General features: G+C 67.1%; 19 protein-coding genes. 15 read left to right on the forward strand and 4 right to left on the reverse strand.

Annotated elements, in window-relative coordinates; genetic code table 11:
- Nucleotide 1: 1 nt before the first annotated feature.
- The 5 genes from ABRP34_RS21685 to ABRP34_RS21705 are packed head-to-tail and all read left to right on the forward strand — an operon-like array spanning nucleotide 2 to nucleotide 4,211.
- Nucleotides 2–1,177 (forward strand): acyl-CoA dehydrogenase family protein, encoded by a 1,176-nt coding sequence (locus tag ABRP34_RS21685; RefSeq protein WP_353711739.1) that lies wholly within the window; start codon nucleotides 2–4, stop codon nucleotides 1,175–1,177.
- Nucleotides 1,178–1,231: 54 nt separating this feature from the next.
- A complete protein-coding gene (locus ABRP34_RS21690; protein ID WP_353711740.1) occupies nucleotides 1,232–2,074 on the forward strand; it encodes a CoA transferase subunit A in 843 nt (280 codons plus the stop codon).
- Between the two features lie 2 nt (nucleotides 2,075–2,076).
- Nucleotides 2,077–2,817, forward strand: coding sequence for a CoA transferase subunit B (locus tag ABRP34_RS21695; protein ID WP_307100999.1), 741 nt, complete (start codon nucleotides 2,077–2,079; stop codon nucleotides 2,815–2,817).
- The gene (locus ABRP34_RS21700; protein WP_353711741.1) at nucleotides 2,814–3,365 is read left to right on the forward strand and encodes a MaoC family dehydratase; all 552 of its coding nucleotides are present in this window, start codon (nucleotides 2,814–2,816) and stop codon (nucleotides 3,363–3,365) included. Before ABRP34_RS21695 ends, ABRP34_RS21700 begins: the two co-directional genes overlap by 4 nt.
- A 15-nt stretch (nucleotides 3,366–3,380) precedes the next feature.
- Nucleotides 3,381–4,211, forward strand: a complete 831-nt coding sequence (locus tag ABRP34_RS21705) for a CoA ester lyase (protein ID WP_353711742.1) — start codon at nucleotides 3,381–3,383, stop codon at nucleotides 4,209–4,211.
- Nucleotides 4,212–4,263: 52 nt separating this feature from the next.
- Here the strand turns inward: ABRP34_RS21705 and ABRP34_RS21710 are convergent, their stop codons facing one another.
- Nucleotides 4,264–5,709 carry a lipase maturation factor family protein gene (locus ABRP34_RS21710; protein ID WP_353711743.1) on the reverse strand — a complete coding sequence of 482 codons (1,446 nt, stop codon included), beginning with the start codon at nucleotides 5,707–5,709 and terminating at the stop codon, nucleotides 4,264–4,266.
- A 254-nt stretch (nucleotides 5,710–5,963) separates the two neighbouring features.
- Here ABRP34_RS21710 and dxr point away from each other — a divergent pair, with 254 nt between their 5' ends.
- From dxr to ABRP34_RS21760, 10 genes are all read left to right on the forward strand, one after another.
- A complete protein-coding gene (gene dxr, locus ABRP34_RS21715) occupies nucleotides 5,964–7,178 on the forward strand; it encodes a 1-deoxy-D-xylulose-5-phosphate reductoisomerase (RefSeq protein WP_353711744.1) in 1,215 nt (404 codons plus the stop codon).
- A gap of 19 nt (nucleotides 7,179–7,197) precedes the next feature.
- Nucleotides 7,198–8,529, forward strand: a complete 1,332-nt coding sequence (locus ABRP34_RS21720; protein ID WP_003805898.1) for a site-2 protease family protein — start codon at nucleotides 7,198–7,200, stop codon at nucleotides 8,527–8,529.
- Nucleotides 8,530–8,616: 87 nt separating this feature from the next.
- Nucleotides 8,617–9,315, forward strand: a complete 699-nt coding sequence (locus tag ABRP34_RS21725) for a MarR family transcriptional regulator (RefSeq protein WP_353711745.1) — start codon at nucleotides 8,617–8,619, stop codon at nucleotides 9,313–9,315.
- On the forward strand, nucleotides 9,312–9,854 hold the full coding sequence (locus tag ABRP34_RS21730; RefSeq protein ID WP_353711746.1) for a hypothetical protein: 543 nt from the start codon (nucleotides 9,312–9,314) through the stop codon (nucleotides 9,852–9,854). The genes ABRP34_RS21725 and ABRP34_RS21730 overlap by 4 nt, the downstream gene beginning before the upstream one ends.
- A 25-nt stretch (nucleotides 9,855–9,879) precedes the next feature.
- On the forward strand, nucleotides 9,880–10,173 hold the full coding sequence (locus ABRP34_RS21735; protein ID WP_003805893.1) for a YciI family protein: 294 nt from the start codon (nucleotides 9,880–9,882) through the stop codon (nucleotides 10,171–10,173).
- Nucleotides 10,174–10,212: 39 nt separating this feature from the next.
- The gene (gene ispG, locus ABRP34_RS21740; protein ID WP_353711747.1) at nucleotides 10,213–11,379 is read left to right on the forward strand and encodes a flavodoxin-dependent (E)-4-hydroxy-3-methylbut-2-enyl-diphosphate synthase; all 1,167 of its coding nucleotides are present in this window, start codon (nucleotides 10,213–10,215) and stop codon (nucleotides 11,377–11,379) included.
- Nucleotides 11,342–12,229, forward strand: coding sequence for a GNAT family N-acetyltransferase (locus tag ABRP34_RS21745; protein WP_353713442.1), 888 nt, complete (start codon nucleotides 11,342–11,344; stop codon nucleotides 12,227–12,229). Before ispG ends, ABRP34_RS21745 begins: the two co-directional genes overlap by 38 nt.
- Nucleotides 12,230–12,520: 291 nt before the next feature.
- Nucleotides 12,521–14,332, forward strand: a complete 1,812-nt coding sequence (locus ABRP34_RS21750) for a proline--tRNA ligase (RefSeq protein ID WP_353711748.1) — start codon at nucleotides 12,521–12,523, stop codon at nucleotides 14,330–14,332.
- A 15-nt stretch (nucleotides 14,333–14,347) separates the two neighbouring features.
- Nucleotides 14,348–15,142 (forward strand): TSUP family transporter, encoded by a 795-nt coding sequence (locus ABRP34_RS21755; RefSeq protein ID WP_353711749.1) that lies wholly within the window; start codon nucleotides 14,348–14,350, stop codon nucleotides 15,140–15,142.
- Between the two features lie 697 nt (nucleotides 15,143–15,839).
- On the forward strand, nucleotides 15,840–16,406 hold the full coding sequence (locus ABRP34_RS21760) for an RNA 2'-phosphotransferase (RefSeq protein WP_353711750.1): 567 nt from the start codon (nucleotides 15,840–15,842) through the stop codon (nucleotides 16,404–16,406).
- Nucleotides 16,407–16,510: 104 nt separating this feature from the next.
- On the opposite strand, the gene ABRP34_RS21765 is transcribed toward ABRP34_RS21760, so the two are convergent.
- The 3 genes from ABRP34_RS21765 to ABRP34_RS21775 all read right to left on the reverse strand — a co-directional run bounded on the left by ABRP34_RS21765 (nucleotide 16,511) and on the right by ABRP34_RS21775 (nucleotide 19,731).
- Complete coding sequence (locus tag ABRP34_RS21765) at nucleotides 16,511–17,566, reverse strand: aminoglycoside phosphotransferase family protein (RefSeq protein WP_353711751.1); 1,056 nt, start codon at nucleotides 17,564–17,566, stop codon at nucleotides 16,511–16,513.
- A gap of 115 nt (nucleotides 17,567–17,681) precedes the next feature.
- Entirely contained in the window at nucleotides 17,682–18,425 is a 744-nt protein-coding gene (locus tag ABRP34_RS21770) for a VIT family protein (RefSeq protein WP_353711752.1), read from the reverse strand.
- Nucleotides 18,426–18,513: 88 nt separating this feature from the next.
- Nucleotides 18,514–19,731 (reverse strand): DUF4439 domain-containing protein, encoded by a 1,218-nt coding sequence (locus ABRP34_RS21775; protein WP_353711753.1) that lies wholly within the window; start codon nucleotides 19,729–19,731, stop codon nucleotides 18,514–18,516.
- Between the last annotated feature and the right edge of the window lie 44 nt (nucleotides 19,732–19,775).

A 19,775-nucleotide genomic window follows, 5' to 3' on the forward strand; every position in this document is an offset into this window, starting at 1 on the left:
CATGGCCGATTTTGACCTCAGCGAGGAATACCAGGACCTCAGCAAGACAGTCCGCGAATTCGCCGACGAGGTGGTAGCCCCCGTCTCCACCAAGCACGACGAGGAACACAGCTTCCCCTACGAAGTGGTGTCGCAAATGGCGGATATGGGGCTGTTCGGCCTGCCGTTCCCGGAGGAGTACGGCGGCATGGGCGGCGACTACTTCGCGCTGGCCCTCGCACTGGAACAGCTGGGGCGGGTGGACCAGTCCGTCGCCATCACGCTGGAGGCAGGGGTGTCCCTTGGCGCCATGCCCGTATTCCGTTTCGGGACCGAGGCCCAGAAACAGGAATGGCTTCCGCTGCTCGCGTCCGGAAAGGCGCTCGCCGGCTTCGGCCTGACCGAGCCGGAGGCCGGCTCGGACGCCGGTGGCACGAAGACCACGGCCCGGCTCGAAGGCGGCGAAGACGCAAAACACTGGGTCATCAACGGCAACAAGGAGTTCATCACCAACTCGGGAACCGACATCAGCAAACTGGTGACCGTCACCGCCGTCACAGGCCAGCATGAGCGCAAGGACGGCAGCATCAAGAAAGAAATCTCCACCATCCTGGTGCCCACCGACACGCCCGGCTTCAAAGCGGAAAAGGCCTACAACAAGGTGGGCTGGAACGCCTCGGACACGCACCCCCTGACGCTGCGTGACGTCAAGGTCCCCGAGGCGAACCTGCTGGGGGAGCGAGGCCGCGGCTACGCCAACTTCCTGTCCATCCTGGACGAGGGCAGGATCGCCATCGCCGCCCTGGCCACCGGCGCGGCGCAGGGCTGCGTGGACCTGTCCGTGAAATACGCCAAGGACCGCAGAGCCTTCGGGACCAACATCGGCAAGCACCAGGCGATCTCCTTCAAGATCGCCCGCATGCAGGCACGCGCCCACACGGCCCGTCTTGCGTACTACGATGCGGCCGCCCGGATGCTCGCCGGCAAGCCGTTCAAGACCCAGGCGGCCATAGCTAAGATGGTCGCAGGCGAGGCGGCCATGGACAATGCGCGGGATGCCACCCAGGTATTCGGCGGCTATGGCTTCATCAACGAGTTCACCGTGGCGCGGCACTACCGGGACTCCAAGATTCTGGAGGTCGGCGAGGGCACCACGGAGGTCCAGCTGATGCTGATCGCCCGGGAACTCGGGCTGTAGCAGGCCCGGTGGCCGTGTCTGTCGAAGTCTGTGGAGACGCCGAAAGGATCAACGATGATTGACAAGGTTGTTGCCAGCGCTGACGAAGCGGTCGCCGACATTCCCGACGGCGCGTCGCTCGCCGTCGGGGGTTTTGGACTGTGCGGGATCCCGGTGGCGCTCATCGATGCCCTTCACCGCCATGGCACCAAGGACCTGGAGACCGTCAGCAACAACTGCGGCGTGGACGACTGGGGCCTGGGAATCCTCCTCAGGGACGGCAGGATCCGCCGGACTGTCAGCTCTTACGTGGGGGAGAACAAGGAATTCGCCCGGCAGTACCTCGCCGGCGAACTGGAGGTGGTCCTGACCCCGCAGGGCACCCTGGCCGAGAAGCTGCGCGCCGGCGGCGCCGGCATACCCGCCTTCTACACCAAGGCGGGGGTGGGGACCCAGGTGTCCGACGGCGGCCTGCCCCAGAAGTACGACGCCAACGGAGGCATCGCCATCGCGTCACCGCCCAAGGAGGTGCGGAGCTTCGACGGCGTCGACTACGTGCTGGAGGAGTCGCTGACCCCCGACTACGGCCTGGTCCATGCCTGGAAGGGCGACCGCCACGGGAACCTTGTCTTCCACGCCACCGCCATGAACTTCAACCCCCTTTGCGCCATGGCGGGACGGATCACCATCGCGGAGGTGGAAGAACTCGTGGAGCCGGGCGAACTGGATCCCGAACACGTCCACCTGCCCGGTATCTTCGTGCAGCGGGTGGTCGTGGTGCCCGAGTCCGAGAAGCGCATTGAAAAGCGGACGGTGGCACTGTCCGCGGCGTCGGCCACCCAGTCAGGCAGCACCGGAACTGCGGAAACCACAGGGGCGGCCGGAACCACCGGAACCACCGAACAGGCAGGAGCGTAGCCATGGACCTGAACAGCACGCAGGCGCAGCCGCCCCGCCCCGAGGCCGTCCGCCACGAGTACCGCCGGGCCGCTTCCTCCCACCCCGAGGGCAAGGGCTGGACGCGCAATGAGCTCGCCGCCCGCGTGGCGCAGGAGCTAAGCAACGGCCAGTACGTGAACCTCGGCATCGGCATGCCCACGCTCATCCCGAACTACATCCCGGCCGGCGTGGAAGTGGTCCTGCACTCCGAGAACGGCATCCTCGGTGTCGGGCCCTATCCCGGGGAGGACGAGGTGGATCCGGATTTGATCAATGCCGGCAAGGAGACCGTCACCGTCAACAAGGGGGCGGCGTTCTTCGACTCCGCGCAGTCGTTCGGCATGATCCGCGGCGGGCATGTGGATGTGGCCGTACTCGGCGCCATGGAGGTGGCCGCCAACGGGGACCTCGCCAACTGGATGATCCCCGGAAAGATGGTCAAGGGGATGGGCGGCGCCATGGACCTGGTTTTCGGCGCCAAAAAAGTGATTGTCATGATGGAGCACGTGGACCGCAGCGGGAAACCGAAGATCGTGGACCGCTGTTCGCTGCCCTTGACGGGCAAGGCCTGCGTGGACCGCATCATTACGGACCTCGCCGTCCTTGACGTGACTCCCGACGGCCTGGTCCTGCGCGAACTCGCCCCCAATGTGTCCGCGGAGGATGTTGCCGCGGCCACCGGTGCCGAGTTGTTCGAGGAAGACCAGGAACTCACCGTATGACGCAGAACCCTGAGCAGAGTGCAGCCGGGGTTTCGACAGGCTCAGCCACCGGTGGCGCCCGCGTCGTCGAGCAGCGGGGACTCTACTTTGAGGAACTCGAGGAAGGCGTCGTTTACGCCCACCGTCCAGGCCGGACCGTCACGGAAACGGACAATGTCCTGTTCACCACCATGACCATGAACACGCAGGGGCTGCACCTGGACGCGGCATGGAGCGCCGGCCAGCCCTTTGGCCAGCGGCTGGTCAACTCCATGTTCACGCTGGCGACGGTGGTGGGTCAGTCCGTCGGCCAGCTGACCCAAGGCACCATCGTCGCGCAGCTGGGGCTGACCGACGTCTCTTTCCCTCACCCGCTCTATCACGGTGACACGCTCTATACGGAGACCGTTATCACCGGCAAACGGCTGTCCGGGTCACGGCCGGGGCAGGGCGTCGTCACCATGCAGCACACCGGCCGCAGCCAGGACGGAACCGTGGTGGCACTGGCCACGCGCAGCTGCCTGATGTGGACGCGCGAGGCGCATATAGAGGCGCAGCGGGGCAAATAATCGGACAATGGCTGTATGACTTTTGTGATGGGCCCCGCCCTGCTGTTCTGCCCTGCCGACCGCCCCGAACGCTTCCAAAAGGCCGCCGAGCGTGCCGACGCCGTCATCCTTGACCTCGAGGATGCCGTGGCGGCGCCGGACAAACAGCGGGCACGGGGCGCCATCCTGGCCCAGCTCGGCAGCTCCGGCGAGGGGCCGGAGCTAGACCCCAGCCGGACCATCATCAGAATCAACCCGGCCGGCACCGAGGACTTCGAGAAGGACCTGCACTGCCTGGCTCACACGCCCTACCGCACCGTCATGCTCGCCAAGGCGGAGAGTGCGAACCAGCTCCGGGCCCTGCCGGACTTCCACGTGGTTGCCCTGTGCGAAACGGCCGCGGGCGTGGTCCACGCGCCCGCCATCGCCGCCGAACCCAACGTGGTGGCCATGATGTGGGGGGCGGAGGACCTGCTTGCCTCCCTCGGCGGCACTTCCAGCAGGAACGACGACGGCGGCTACCGCGCCGTTGCCCTGCATGCCCGCTCCTCCGTGCTCCTGGCAGCGGGTGCGGCCGGCAAGCAGGCCATCGACGCCGTCTACGTGAACATCCCCGACCTTGACGGGCTCGCAGCCGAGGCGCGGGACGCCGCCGCGTCCGGGTTCGGCTCCAAGGCCTGCATCCACCCCAGCCAGGTGGCCGCCGTCCGGGCCGCCTACGCGCCGTCCAACGCGGACGTGGCCGCTGCCACGCAGCTGCTGGAGGCAGCCAAGGAAGCCGGAACCGGCGTGTTCCAATACCAGGGCCGGATGATCGACGGTCCCATCCTTCGGCACGCAGAGTCGGTGCTCCGCAGGGCCCGGTAGGTTCCGCAGAGCCCGGCAGCCCGCCGTCGGCCCCGCTAAATTCCGGACGCCATCATTTCCCTGCCCGCAGGGAAATGGGCGGGATCGCCTCGTAGAGAGGCGTCCGGATCCAGCGCTGGCCGGTCTCCCGGAACTCCGCCCGGGTGGCGAAACGGTACAGATAGGTGCGGGCGCGCACCCAACGGGGGCGTTCGCCGTCGAACGGGTCATGGCGCAGCAGCCGCAGCATGGCTGCGTCCGCCTCGAGCAGCTTACCGAGGAAGGCGTAGAACCATTCCTCGTGGACCGTGCGCAGGGGCAGGAACCACATGAGCCAGTCCAGCCGCAGGTGATAGGGAGCCCACTGGCGGGGGAGCCGGTGCACCTCGCCGGGTTTTCCCTTGAATCCGTACTCGCGCCAGTCGGCCGCCTCGTCCGGCTCCTCGTCCAGGGTGCCCTCCACCGCCACCTCGATGCGCTGCTTCGTTACGGTGCCGAACGCGCCGTAGGTGTTCACCAGCTGCCAGCGGTTGAAGCTGGCGTTCATCAGCTGGTACTGGGAGAACAGGTTGCGGATGGGCCAGTAGCTAAGGACCACCAGGAGCAGGGATGCGGCCAGCGTGATGATGAGCCACCACAGCGGCGTCTGCCCGGTGGTGTGCCAGTCCAACGGAATGACCGGCAGCACCGCGTGCGCCACGGGATCGCTGACGCCGGCGAAGGCCAGCACGATCGCTATCCAGTTCAGCCACGCAAAGTTGCCGCTGGCGACCAGCCACAGCTGGGTGAAGATGATGATGCCCGCCGCGATGCTGCCCAGCGGCTGGGGTGCGAACAGGAAGAACGGCACCACCAGCTGGGCGAAGTGGTTGCCCACCACCTCCAGCCGGTGGAAGGGCTTCGGCAACAGATGCGCCTGCCGGCTTAGGGGGCCCGGCATGGGCTGGGTCTCGTGGTGGTAGTACAGGGCGGTCAGGTCGCGCCACTCCCGGCCGCCGCGGATCTTGATCATGCCGGCCCCGAATTCCAGCCGGAACACCAGCCAGGCCACGAGGATCAGGACGGTCCGGGGCGGATCGGTCTGGTCGGATCCCAGGAAGGCCACGGTGAAGCCCGCCTCCAGGAGCAGCATTTCCCAGCCGAACCCGTAGAACGTCTGCCCAACATTGACCACCGACATGTACAGCAGCCACAGCGCCAGGAACGCGACCAGCGGCAGCCAGGGCGGACCCAGTTGGGGAAGGCCGAGGACCAGGACTCCGGAGATGACCAGACCCGCAGCGCAGACGGCCCGGAACAGCCGGTCCGAATAGCGCCAGCGGAACAGCGTGGGACGGCGCATCCGGCTGAAGGATTTCAGGTAATCCGGAACCGGCAGGAGTCCGCGCTCGCCGAGAAGGGCGGGGAACTGGTTGAGGGAGGAGAGGAACGCAACCAGGTAGAGTGCGGCAACACCGCGCTGCAGCACCTGCCGGGCGAATTCATAGTCCGGCGCATCGAACCATGCGGCCCAGTCCACGGGCACCACGTTACCCCGGCGCGGAAGCGCGTCAAGGTGCGCGCGAAAGCGCCCTTAGACGGTATTCATGCTCCCGCCGCGGGTGGTGCGCCCGGACGCCGTTCATCCAATTGCCAAAAGTGGCCGCTCAACGAATCCCTCAAGCGGCCGTTTGTGGCAACAGGATGAACACCCCAGCTCAGCGGGCCGCGGCAGCCCGCCCGCGCCGATCCCCGCAAGTCCGTCGGCCACCGGCGGTGCGGGATACTTAAGCCATGCAGACTTCCGGCTCCAGCCGTCCAGCCAGCCAGCCGCGCACCATCGTCATCCTCGGATCCACCGGTTCCATCGGCACCCAGGCGATTGACGTCGTCGACGGCGCCCCCCATCTTTTTGAGGTTGTGGCGCTGAGCGCCGGCGGCGGCAACCTCGAACTCCTCGCCCGGCAGGCCGTGCACACCCGGGCCGCGGCCGTCGGCATCGCCGAAGGCGATCCCGGGCGACTCCGGGACCTGATCAACGACGCCGCCCGCGAGGCAGGGCTCGGGCAGTACCGACCCGAGATCATCGCCGGCCCCGACGCCTCAACCACGATCGCCGCCGTGAAGGCGGACGTGGTGCTCAACGGCATCACGGGCTCGATCGGGCTGGCGCCTACGCTCGCCGCGCTGGAATCCGGCGCCACCCTGGCGCTCGCCAACAAGGAATCCCTGATCGTTGGCGGTTCGCTGGTCAAATCCGCCGCCGCGGACGGACAGATCGTGCCGGTTGACTCCGAGCACTCCGCCATCGCCCAGTGCCTGCGCTCGGGTACCGCAGCGGAGGTGGACAAGCTCATTCTGACGGCCTCGGGAGGGCCCTTCCGCGGCCGTGCCCGGGAAGAGCTCTTCGCCGTGACGCCGGAGGAGGCGCTGGCCCACCCCACCTGGGACATGGGCCTGATGGTCACCACCAACTCAGCCAGCCTCGTGAACAAGGGCCTTGAAGTCATTGAGGCGCACCTGCTGTTCGACATCCCGCTGGACCGGATCGACGTGGTGGTCCACCCGCAGTCCGTGATCCACTCGATGGTGCAGTTCGTGGACGGTTCCACCATCGCCCAGGCGTCGCCGCCGGACATGCGCCTGCCGATTGCGCTTGGACTTGGCTGGCCGGACCGGGTGCCCGGCGCCGCAACCCCCTGCGACTGGACCCGCGCCGCCAGCTGGACGTTCGAGCCGCTGGACTCCACCGCGTTCCCCGCCGTCCGGCTGGCCAAGGACGCGGCGAGGCAGGGAAGCACCTACCCCGCGGTGTTTAACGCCGCCAATGAAGAAGCCGTGATGGCTTTCCACGCCGGACATATCCGGTTCACGAGCATCGTGGACACCATCGAAGCCGTCCTCAGCGAACACTCGGGTTCCTCCGGGCTAACGGTCGGATCCGTACTCGATGCTGAGAAATGGGCACGTGCGCGCACCCACGAACGTTTAGCAGTGAGCAGTCTCTAGGAAGCAGCAGATCTGAAGCATGAGTCCCGTCATCCTCTTTATTCTTGGTGTCGTCTTTGTGGCGGTCGGCATCGCGGTATCGATTGCGCTGCATGAGGTGGGCCACCTGGTGCCCGCCAAGTTGTTCAAGGTGCGCGTCACCAAGTACATGATCGGCTTCGGCCCCACCCTCTGGTCGACCAAAAAGGGTGAGACCGAGTACGGCTTCAAGGCGTTGCCCCTTGGCGGCTATGTGTCGATGATCGGCATGTACCCGCCCAACAAGGACGACGGCTCGGTGCGCCCGTCCAGTACCGGCATGTTCCAGACGCTGGCCAGCGAGGCCCGCTCCATGGCCCACGAAGATGTGGGTCCCGGGGACGAGAACCGCGTGTTCTACCGGCTCCCGGTCTGGAAGAAGATCATCGTCATGCTCGGCGGCCCGGCAATGAACCTGCTGATCGGCCTCGTCCTCACAGCGGTGCTGCTCATGGGCTTCGGCATCTCCGAGCCCACCACCACCATCGCCGACGTCTCCAAGTGCCAGGTGAAGGCGGGGGAGACCGTCGACCCGGACTCCGCCGACTGCAAGCCGACACCGGCAGCTGCAGCCCAACTCAAGCCCAACGACGTCATCACCTCCTTCGACGGAAAGCCCGTGACCAGCTGGGACCAGCTCACGGGCTGGATCCGCGCTTCCGCCGGAAAGGAAGTGTCCATCACCGTGGAGCGCAACGGCTCACCGGTGACCAGCACCGTCACCCCCGTCCTGTCCGCACGCCCTGTGGTCGGAGCCGACGGACGCCAGGCAAAGGACGACGCCGGAAAGCTCCTGTACCAGGACGTCGGCTTCCTGGGCATCGGTGCGCAGACCGCCCTGGTTCCCCAGCCGGCGTCGTCCGTCCTGCCCATGGCAGGGGAGAACATCAAACAGGTGGCCGGAGTGGTGCTTAATCTGCCGGCCAGGGTTGCCGGCGTCGCCAAGGCGGCGTTCAGCGAAGAACCCCGCGACCCCAACGGCCCCATCAGTGTGGTGGGCGTTGGCCGCGTGGCCGGCGAGGTGGCCGCCATGGAGGAAGTGCCTGTCCAGGCCCGGCTTGCCGCTTTGGTGGGACTCCTCGCCGGACTGAACTTTGCCCTGGCCGTTTTCAACCTGATCCCGCTGCTCCCGCTCGACGGCGGCCACGTCGCCGGTGCACTCTACGAGGCGGTGCGGCGGCGGGTGGCTAAGCTGCTCGGCAAACCCGACCCGGGCGCCTTCGACATCGCGAAGCTGCTGCCTGTGACTTACGTTGTGGCCGCGCTGCTCATGGGAATGGGCGCGCTGCTGATCTATGCCGACATCGTGAAGCCGGTGAATCTCTTCGGCTGATCTTAGATTCTCACCCCCGATCGACTGATTCCGAGAAATCAGCCCTAAATGATTGATTCAGAGATATAAGCCGGATACGGTTTAGTCATGTACGTTATGACCATCGACCAGCGCGGCAGCACCAACGACGCGGACCGCGTGCCCGAGCTCCTTGGAGCACTCGGCGGCCATTCTGGTGTCCGCTTTGAACGCTCCGTCGGCGACGAAGTGCAGGGGGTTCTGCAGGACCCTGCCCTCGTGGTCGAAGTGGCGCTGCATGCGCTGCGAAGCGGGCACTGGTACGTGGGAATAGGCGTCGGCCCGGGGGAGTTGGCGCCGGACGCCAGCCCCCGCGAAGGGTCCGGGCCTGCCTTTGTTGCCGCACGCCGGGCGGTGGAGCGGGCCAAGTCAGCGGCGAGCCATGTCCCCGCGGCCGTGGTGGCGGGGACACGCGAGCACGAGGCCGTCGTGGCGTGCGCCAACGCGGAAGCGGTGCTGCGCCTGGTCGGAAGGCTGGTGCAGGACCGGACCGAGGCCCAGTGGCGCGTGGTGGATGCCCTCCGCGCGAAAAGCGGAGCCACACGGGAGCAGGGCCCCGGACGCCACGGGCTCCAGAAACAGGTTGCCCGTGACTTGGGAATCAGCGAACAGTCGGTGAGCCGGACCGTCCTCCGGTCGGGCTGGCAGGAAGAATGGGCCGCAAGGCCGGCAGTGGAAATGCTGCTGGCGACCGCCCACCGCCTCGTCCTGAAGAACCTCGCCCCCGGGGCCCAGGGCGGCGGCGACAACACCCGAGGAGAACCGTGAACGCTGTCTGGATCGCAGCCGCCCTGCTGGCGGCCGGATTCGTGGGCTGGCCTGTCACGGCCCTGGTTTTCCGGCTGGCCCGTACCATCGACGACAAAGCCGATGCCGCCGCCGCTGGCGCCGGCCGGGACAGCGCCGACGATCCTTCGGCGGACGTGACGGTGGACAGTCCTGCAACGGCGGACAGCCCGGCCCCGGGGGACCGGGCCGCAGGGGACGGAGCCAATACAGTCAACGGCGACATTACGGTGGGCGCCGGCACGGCTGCCGCGCCGGCATCTGGCGGCGACGCCCCGGCCACACGGATTCTCCGGGGCGGGGCCATCATCGGCGTGCTCGAGCGGCTGGCCGTCTGCCTTGCCATCCTGGCCGGGCAGCCCGTGGCCATCGCCTACGTGGTGGCCATCAAGGGCCTGGGCCGGTTTGCGGAACTCAAGGAAACGCCCGTGGCGGCGGAGCGGTTCATCATCGGCACCCTGGCCTCCATGCTGTGGGCAGCGGGAGTCGCAGCCTTCACGAAGGTCGTGCTCCTCGGCTAGCCCGGCCGCGGGATAGGGTATCTCTATGACTGTTTTTGCTGTTGAGTACGTATACGACGCCGAGTCCTCCGAAACGCGCGCGGCCACCCGCCCCGCCCACCGTGAATGGACTGCAGGACTCGCGCAGGACGGCACGCTTCTTGCCAGCGGACCCTACGGCGACGGTGCGGGCGCCCTGCTCATTTTCAAGGCGGCCGACGAAGCTGCACTCAACGAGGTCCTGCGGCAGGATCCCTTCGCTGCTGCGGGCGTCATTTCCGGCACCCGAACCACCGAATGGGCACCCGTGACCGGCCTCCTGGCTGAGCACGCAGCCTAGCCGCCCCGCACCACCGATTTTCGAATTCAAGGAGTCCACGTGACCTCGGTCAGCCTGGGAATGCCATCCGCACCGCCGCCCGTCCTTGCCCCCCGCCGCAAGACGCGCCAGATCAAAGTGGGCTCTGTCGGCGTCGGTTCCGATTTCCCCATCAGCGTGCAGTCCATGACCACCACGCCCACCACGGACATCAACGCCACACTGCAGCAGATCGCCGAGCTGACCGCGTCCGGCTGCGACATCGTCCGAGTGGCGTGCCCGTCGGCCGATGACGCTGAAGCGCTGCCGATCATCGCCCGGAAGTCGCAGATCCCGGTCATCGCTGACATCCACTTCCAGCCGAAATACGTCTTCGCGGCCATCGAGGCCGGCTGCGCGGCAGTGCGCGTCAACCCGGGCAACATCCGCAAGTTCGACGACCAGGTCAAGGAGATCGCCAAGGCGGCCAAGGACCACGGCACGTCCATCCGCATTGGCGTGAACGCCGGATCGCTGGAACCGGGCATCCTGAAGAAGTACGGCAAGGCCACCCCGGAGGCCCTGGTCGAATCGGCAGTCTGGGAAGCCTCGCTGTTCGAGGAGCACGGCTTCCACGACTTCAAGATCTCCGTCAAGCACAATGACCCGGTGGTCATGGTGGCTGCCTACGAAATGCTCGCCGAGAAGGGCGACTGGCCCTTGCACCTCGGCGTAACCGAGGCCGGTCCCGCCTTCCAGGGAACCATCAAGTCGGCCACGGCCTTCGGCGCCCTCCTCGCGCGAGGCATCGGGGACACCATCCGCGTGTCCCTCTCCGCCCCTCCCGTCGAGGAGATCAAGGTGGGCAACCAGATCCTGCAGTCGCTGAACCTGCGGCCCCGCAAGCTGGAAATCGTCTCGTGCCCCTCGTGCGGGCGCGCCCAGGTGGACGTCTACACCCTCGCCGAGCAGGTCACCGCCGGGCTCGAGGGAATGGAGATCCCGCTGCGCGTCGCCGTCATGGGCTGCGTCGTCAACGGTCCGGGCGAAGCACGGGAAGCGGACCTCGGCGTCGCCTCAGGCAACGGCAAGGGCCAGATATTTGTGAAGGGCGAGGTCATCAAGACTGTCCCCGAGAGCCAGATTGTTGAGACACTGATCGAAGAGGCCATGCGTATCGCGGAAGAGATGGGGGAGGCCGATGGCGAAGATGCTGTCAAGGGTAGCCCCGTGGTTAGCGTCTCATAAGGACGGCCCCGCGCCGGACGGTGCCACCGTCCGGGCACTTGGTGTTGCGGACACCCGTCAACTGCGCGAACTGGCAGAGAACGATCCCGTAGCCAACGTGTTCATCTTGGCGCACCTGGAGTCCACGGACTCCGCCGCGCCCACCCCGGGCGGAGCCAACGTCCTGGGCGTTTTCGACGACGACGTGCTGGTTGGCGCCTGCTGGGCAGGCGCCAACCTGGTCCCCGTCCAGCTCGACCCCGAGCTGGCCGGACCGGTTGCTGCTGCGGCCCACCGCTCCGGGCGCCGGTACGCGTCGATCTTCGGACCGGCCGCCACGGTCCTTGCCCTGCACCGCCACCTGGAGGAGCTGGGCCATCTGGCGCACGAGGTGCGGGCTGACCAGCCGCTCATGACCATCACCGGGCCTCCCGCCGTCGAGCCGAACTGGCAGCTGGGATTTGGGCAGTACGCAGACTTTGACGCCATCCTCCCGGCCTGCGCGGCGATGTTCGAGGAGGAGGTTGGCTACTCGCCCTACCTCGGCGGCCGCGACTTCTACAGCCGCCGGGTGGCAGGCCTCATCCGCCAGGGCCACTCCCTCGTCCACCTGAAGGACGGCGAAGTCGTGTTCAAAGCTGAACTCGGCGCTGTCACGGCCGAGGTCACGCAGGTGCAGGGCGTATGGATGAATCCCACCCACCGGGGGCTCGGGCTGAGCGCCGGCTACATGGCGGCCGTTGTGCTGCTGGCCCAGAAGATGGCACCCGTCACCAGCCTCTACGTCAATGACTACAACTCCCGGGCGCGGGCAACGTACGAACGCGTTGGCTTCGGCCAGGTGGGGACCTTCGCTACAGTTCTCTTCTAGCCTGCGGCCCAACCTCGGCCCGCCAAAGCGGATTTGGAATCGGTGACGGCTATCACATAGGTTCTTTGTAACCGCGTTTACGGACTCGGGTGGTCTCAGAGAATTAGCGGCATGACCGGCCGCGAAGCCACGCCACCGCAGGGATGACCAGCCGGAAACGGCCAGGGGCTTCTCCTGTGGGGCGTGGCTTTCCTGTTCGGCTACCACAGGACCCGGAATCCTGTACTGCTGCCCAGCCGGTAGATTAGTACCCAGACAATCAGCACTTCCCCCAGAAACGGACACCTACCCGTGGTTCTTCGACTCTCCAAGCTTTTCCTGCGCACACTGCGTGAAGACCCCGCCGACGCCGAGGTGGCCAGCCACCGCCTGCTCGTGCGCGCGGGATACATCCGCCGCGCGGCTCCGGGCATCTACACCTGGCTGCCGCTGGGACTGAGCGTCCTGCGCAAGGTGGAACAGATCATCCGGGAAGAGATGGCCGCCATCGGCGCCCAGGAAGTTCACTTCCCCGCGCTGCTCCCGAAGGAGCCCTACGAGGCGACCAACCGCTGGACCGAGTATGGCGAAGGGCTGTTCCGGCTGAAGGACCGCAAGGGCGGCGACTACCTGCTGGCCCCCACGCATGAGGAGATGTTTACTCTTCTGGTGAAGGACCTGTACTCCTCGTACAAGGACCTGCCGCTGAGCATCTACCAGATCCAGAACAAGTACCGCGACGAGGCGCGTCCCCGCGCCGGACTCCTCCGGGGCCGCGAATTCATCATGAAGGACTCCTACTCGTTCGACGTCGACGACGCCGGGCTGGACGTCAGCTACTCCGCCCACCGGGCGGCTTACCTGAAGATCTTCGAGCGGCTGGGCCTGGAAGTCATTCCCGTGACGGCCACGGCCGGCGCCATGGGCGGCTCCAGGAGCGAGGAATTCCTGCACCCCACCGACGTCGGCGAGGACACCTTCGTGCGCTCGGCCGGCGGCTACGCCGCCAACGTCGAAGCCGTGACCACTGTGGTTCCCGCCGAGATCGACTTCACCAACGCTCCGGCCGCGCAGATCCGGGATACCCCGAACACTCCCACGATCGACACGCTCGTGGCTGCCTCCAACGATCTCGCGCCGCGCAGCGAGGCCGACGGCGGCCCCTGGACTGCCGCTGACACCCTCAAGAACGTTGTCCTCGCGGTCACCCTGCCCACCGGGGAGCGCCAGATCGTGGTCCTCGGCGTCCCCGGAGACCGGGGCGTGGACCTCAAGCGCGTCGAGGCCAACATCGGTGCCTACCTCCCGGTGGCCGGCGAGATCGCCGTGGAAGCCGCGGGCGAGGAGGACCTGGCCCGCAACCCGCTCATCGTGCGTGGTTACCTCGGCCCGGGCATGTCGCTGGACGCACCCCTCCTTGGCCTGGAGGGTGCGGCCAAGCTCCTCTACCTGGTGGATCCGCGCGTCGTCAGCGGCACGGCATGGATCACCGGTGCCAACATGGCCGGCAAGCACGTCTACGGGCTCGTCGCGGGACGCGACTTCACGTGGGACGGCGTCATTGAATGCACCGAAGTGCGCGCCGGCGATGAAGCCCCTGACGGGTCCGGACCGCTCGAAACGGCCCGCGGCATCGAGATGGGGCACATCTTCGCGCTGGGCCGCAAGTACGCCGAAGCGCTGGAACTGAAGGTCTTGGACCAGAACGGCAAGCAGGTCGTGGTCACCATGGGTTCCTACGGTGTGGGTGTCACCCGTGCCGTGGCCGCCCTGGCGGAATCCAACCACGACGCCAAGGGCCTCGTCTGGCCCCGCTCCGTGGCTCCCGCCGATGTGCATGTCGTGGCGGTCGGCCGCGGCGAGGAGATCTTCGCTGCCGCGGAGCAGCTCGCCCTCGAGCTGGAAAACGCGGGCCTGGAGGTCATCTACGATGACCGGCCCAAGGTTTCCCCCGGCGTCAAGTTCGGCGACGCCGAGCTTGTTGGCGTACCCACCATCCTTGCCGTCGGCCGCGGACTGGCGGACGGCGTCGTCGAAATCAAGGACCGCCGCAGCGGCGAGGCTGAAAACGTGGCCGTGGACAAGGCCGTTGACTACGTGGTCAACGCCGTCCGCAGCAACTGACCGCCGATCCACTAAGTGGTTTCAGGGTTCGAGTCGATCCAGCTCGCCACTATTGTCCTGATAGTGGTGGCTGGCTTCTCCGCCGGCTGGGTGGACGCCGTCGTGGGCGGCGGCGGCCTGCTGCAGCTGCCGGCGCTGCTGCTCGTGCCGGGGATCACCCCGGTGCAGGCACTGGCCACCAACAAGATGGGCTCCATCTTCGGAACCACCACCAGCGCCGTGACCTACTACGGCCGTGTCCGGCCCGATCTGAGGACGGCCGTACCCATGGCCGCGATCGCGCTGGCGGGCAGCTTCGGCGGGGCGCTGCTGGCTACCCGGCTGCCGGCGGAGGTGTTCAAGCCGATCATCGTGGTGGCGCTGGTCGCCGTCGCGCTGTTCACGGCCCTTAAGCCCGACGCCGGCCACCTCACCGAGCTCAGGCACGACGGCCGAACACACTACGTGGTGGCCTGCGCCATCGGGGCCGTGATCGGGTTCTATGACGGCCTGATCGGGCCCGGCACCGGGTCCTTCCTGGTCATCGCACTGGTTTCGGCGATGGGGTACGCCTTCCTGGAGGCCAGCGCCAAGGCGAAGATCGTCAACATGGCGACGAACGCCGGGGCACTCATATTTTTCCTCCCGCACGGGTCCCTGCTCTGGGGAGTCGGTCTGCTGCTGGGCGCCGCGAACATGGCCGGGGGCTATCTCGGCGCGCGCACCGCCGTAAAGCAGGGGAGCAAGTTCGTGCGTGTGGTGTTCCTCGTGGTGGTTTCCGCCCTGATCGTCAAACTCGCCTTCGACGTATGGCAGGAGAACTTCGCCTGAGCCTGGCTCCCGGGCGGGGCTTTTGATCCTGCTGACGTTGTGCTCATGACTGATGGGGGATACACAACACTCGACAATAGGCGGGTGCTTGCGGCCGTTTATACGAACAATCCCGTTCACGCCAATGTGCATCTTCACACGGATATAATTGACGATCCAGTTGTGGGCCGGCGCTTCCCGGTTCCACGGGGGCCGGAGCGGGGCCAACCTGCTGGGACGTGGGGGAAGCGGTTGAAAGCAGGATCGGTAACCAGGGCGCCGACCGCATGATCGAGTGTGGGGTGACTGACCTGGAACGGTGGGCAGTGTTACGTGGATCCGAGCAGTCGCAGCGCACGCAGCATGTCGATGAGCTCTTCCCGGGGTGGGGTGTCATCCCCTTCGCGCGGAGGACCGATAACGACGAAGTAGCATGCTGGACTGGCGGAAGTGTCGTGGTCATAGATGACTTCGACGTTGTTCGAGACGCAGGGGGGGAGGCGGTACGCCGCACGATCTCGGAGTACGCCTCGATGGATGAGTGGCTCATCGCGGCGGTACGAGACTTCATCGAGTTTGATTGAGCTCTAGCCCGGCGTGTGACAGACGCGAGGCAACGCAGCCGGACGGGAACGAGAATCGGGCCCGGCACCGTACGATGCTGAGCTGGATGCCCGGGGGCGCCCGGAAGGTAGCTGATGCTGAAAGGCGGCACCAGATGAATAGTCGGCCCAGCAGGTCAGAGATCAGCCGTGTCTTGTCCCATGCGCTCCGTCACGCACCGAGCGAGTATGGTCTGGCCCTGGATCCGCAAGGGTGGGCGCCCGTCAGCGAGCTGCTTCGGGCGCTGCACAGGCTGGGCCAGGAGTGGGAATCAGTCGACGTGACGACAATTCGTGAGGTTCTCGAAGCCTCACAGAAGAAACGGCATCAGCTGGGCGAAGGCCGGATACGAGCCCTGTACGGCCACTCCATACCCCTGCAGGCGCAGTATGAACCGACTCCGCCCCCACCGGTGCTCTTCCACGGGACCGCGCGAGCCACCGTCCCTGCGATTCGAGTGTCCGGGATCCTACCCATGCAGCGACAGTACGTTCATCTCGCGGAGACAGTGGAGCAGGGCCGTCAAGTGGGAATGAGAAAGGACCGCAATCCCGCTATCCTTACGGTGGATACGGTGTCGCCACGGCAAGTGGGGTCCTCTTCTATAGGCGGGAATCAGGGATTTGGCTGGCCACAGGCATCCCGGCCTCGGCGGTGGGGACCCAGATGTAATTCCCACTGATGTGAACGCGGTCGATAAGTAAGCTGCTGCCGGTGACGTGCCACTGCGGTGGAAGCGGTGCGGACGGCCGGCGAAGCCGGCCGGTCGGGCCGGCCCTGACCGCCCTACGACGGCGACGTGTTCGTGGCGTCCTCGCCCGGTTCGGGCAAGTCGTGGGCAGCCGGAAGCCCGTCCAGGGTCCGCCCGGCAAGTGTGCTGGCCACCCACAGTGACCGTGCCACATCACCAGCGTGGCCGGGCCTCGAGCTGTAGTGCAGGGCGTTGTCCACCTCCCGGGCCAGGCTCCACTGCCGGGCGACCTCCGGGTCCAGCCCGGCCGCGACACTGAAGTCATGGCATCTGGCCAACAGGCCGGCGGCGGGATCCGTTGTGGGCAGGTCCGGAATCCGGTTCCAGAGCACGGGAGCCACGGCGAACTCCGCCTCACCCACCATCGGCTGGGGATCGATGGCGGCAAAGCCGTCGGCCGAATTGCTCCCTGCCGTAGTGTTCGCCGAGGCACCCGGCCTGGCCAGGATGTTGAGGTAATGGAAGTCCGTGTTGACAAGGACGTCCTCAGAGGAGCGGCGGCCCACGGCGCCTCGCGTCTGGCAAACCTCAAGTGCGGCCTCCAGCAGCCACCGGGGAAACGGGCGGCCCAGCTGTTCCCATTCGGCGGGCAGGTCATCGCTCCACTGTTCAGCCCGCGCGGCCACGTGTAGAAATTCCTGCCACTGCGGCCGGCCGTCGGGGACGAGGCTCAGCTGCCGCATCAGCCCGCCCCACACCTCACGGGCGGTGTCCATCGGCTCTGTCCGGAGTGACCTGCCGGCATCCAGGCGCTCAAGGAGCATGGAACACGTTCCGGCGTCCGAGGTAAGCAACCGCACCGCACCATGACCGTTCCACAGCGCCAGGGCGTGGCGTTCCACCAGCGCTTCATCATGCGGAAAGGCCACCTTCAGTGCCGCGGCCGATCCTGCAGCGCGGACCGGCACCACGACACCGCCGTGCCCGCTCCACGGGAGTGCTCCCGGTGCCAGGTCAAGCTCAAGCTGCCACTGCTCCAGCCGGCCGCGGATCATGTCCGGCAGTGAGGCCAGCCAGGCCCTGCCTGCGCTGCTGCGGGAATAGCGGCGGGTCAGGTCCGGGGGAATGGGAACGTCTGCTGGCGGGCTCACAGCTCCAGCGTAGTAGAGGGGCCTTGCGCAGCGGGACGGCCTGCTCAGCCGGCAGGCCGGACAGCTTCTATCCAGACGAAGCCGCTGGAGCCCGAACACGATGCCGCAGGCGCCGCTACACGATGCCGCTGGCGCCCAGCAGGTTGCCGATGGTGAACGTCGCGGCCAAGGCGAGGCCACCGCCCACCACCACGCGTGCGCCCGCCCGGGTTTTCGAGCCGCCGCCGATCCATGCGCCGACGGCACCCGTCACGGCCAGGGCCAGCAGGACGGCTCCGAAAGTCACGGCCACGCGAATGTTTTCCGGAGGCAGCAGGATGGCGAGCATCGGCAGCACGGCCCCCAGCGTGAAGGCGATGGCCGACGCAAAGGCGGCATGCCAGGGGCTCACGATGTCCTGTTCGTCGATGTTGAGCTCGGCGGAAAGATGTGCGGCCAGGGCGTCGTGCTCGGTGAGTTCCCGCGCCACATTCCGGGCTGTTTCTTCGCTCAGGCCTTTGCTGCGGTAGATCGCGGCGAGCTCCAGCAGCTCCTCTTCCGGTTCCTCGGCCAGCTCGCGCCGTTCCTTCTCGATCAGCGCCTTCTGGCTGTCGCTCTGGCTGCTGACGGAGACGTACTCACCCAGGGCCATGGATACAGCACCGCCCACGAGGCCGGCAGCACCGGCAGCGAGGATGGGGCCGTGCTCGCTGGTCGCACCGGCCACACCCACCACAATCGCCGCGACCGACACGATCCCGTCGTTGGCTCCGAGGACACCGGCACGCAGCCAGTTCAAACGGTGCACGATGTCATTGTTGTGGGGTTCATTGGCGTGCTGCCTGTCCGGGGGCAACGCCGATTTGTCCGCTGAATCCATGGCTCCAGCAAACCACTCAGAGGCAGCCGGCTGCCAGTGGGATGTCACCGGCGGACCCTGGACACTCGGGGCGCCGGCCTCCCCGCCTCTAGGGTGCGGCGGGAGTTGCCGTTGCGCCGCCGTCGGTCTGGCGTGCCGAGGGCGCAGCCGGCTCCGGAAGTTCCGGCAGGAGCGTGGTGTCCAGCACAATGCCGGGGACGGGCCCCGGATCGGATCCCCAGCGCGTGGTCCGCTGGGCAGCGGCAACCAGCGAGGAGATTGCCCACCGCCGCGTCTCACCCTCGCTCAGGGCCACCAGGTCGCCATAGACCGGGAGTGTTCCGGCTTCCAGGCTGGCCAGTCCCGCAGCGGGCTTCTGCAGGAACGAGGTGCCCAGGGTGTAGCCCGGTTCACGGGGAGGAACGGACGCACAGTGAACGCGGGTGTACGCCTCTGCCTGGGCGACCAAGGTCTCGTGCGTGGCCAGCAGGGCGGCGGCCCGGTCCGCGGCCGACCCGTTTAGGCGCGTCAGCGCCACCTGGTAGCCGTATACCGTCTCAACTTCTGTCCGGACCACGCGGTTCAAGGCGGCAGCCAGTGTGGCGCTGCCCGACGGGTCCGCGGTCTGGCCGGGCTGGGTACCGTTGCTTGATGGGGCGCCATCCTGTGGTCCAACGCTGCTGCCCGCGGAACTGCACGCCGCGGCCGCGTTGCTCCGCGTCGCCGCCGGCGCCTCAAGCGCAGGTGGTGGTGTCCCGGCAGCCTGTGCCAGCGCCGTCGCCTGAAGCAGCTGAGCGGTCCCTACCGCAGCGAGCAGGCGGGCCATCCCGCCGTCGGCCTTCTCGGCATGGGCGAGACGCGCCTTGCCGCTCTTGGACAGCGCGGCCACCAGCGCCGGCAGCGTTGCTGTGCCCGATGGTGCTGTCCCTGATGATGCCGTGGCAGCCGGGCCTGCGGTTCCCGGGGCGCCAGCCGCTGAACTTGCGCCGGCCGCTGAACTTGCGCCCGCCGCAGAACCGGCGGTGGCACCGCCGGGAAGAAGGAGTGCCCTTGCCTGCGTAGTCAGCAATGTCACAGTGTGCGAAAACAGTTGCCGCCGGGCTCCGGACGACCCCTCCGCGAGCTGCTGGCTGGCAGTCCTCAGGTCCTGGGTTTCGGCGAGGGCGGCAGCGCGCGCCTGCTCGGAGAAGGGCGGGGCCGGCGGTGCCGGGGATTCCCGCGGAATCAGCGCAAAACCGAGACTCAGCACCAGGAAAGCGGAGAGTGCCAGCAGGCCGTACCGGAGATAGCTGGCCGGAGCTCTTTTTCGCCCGCTGTCGTCATTCACAACAGACCATGTTGTCACGGCCGGCAGGAAGTCCGTGCACCAAG

This window comes from Arthrobacter sp. K5 (assembly GCF_040448525.1).
GTDB classification, from domain to species: Bacteria; Actinomycetota; Actinomycetes; order Actinomycetales; family Micrococcaceae; genus Arthrobacter; species Arthrobacter globiformis.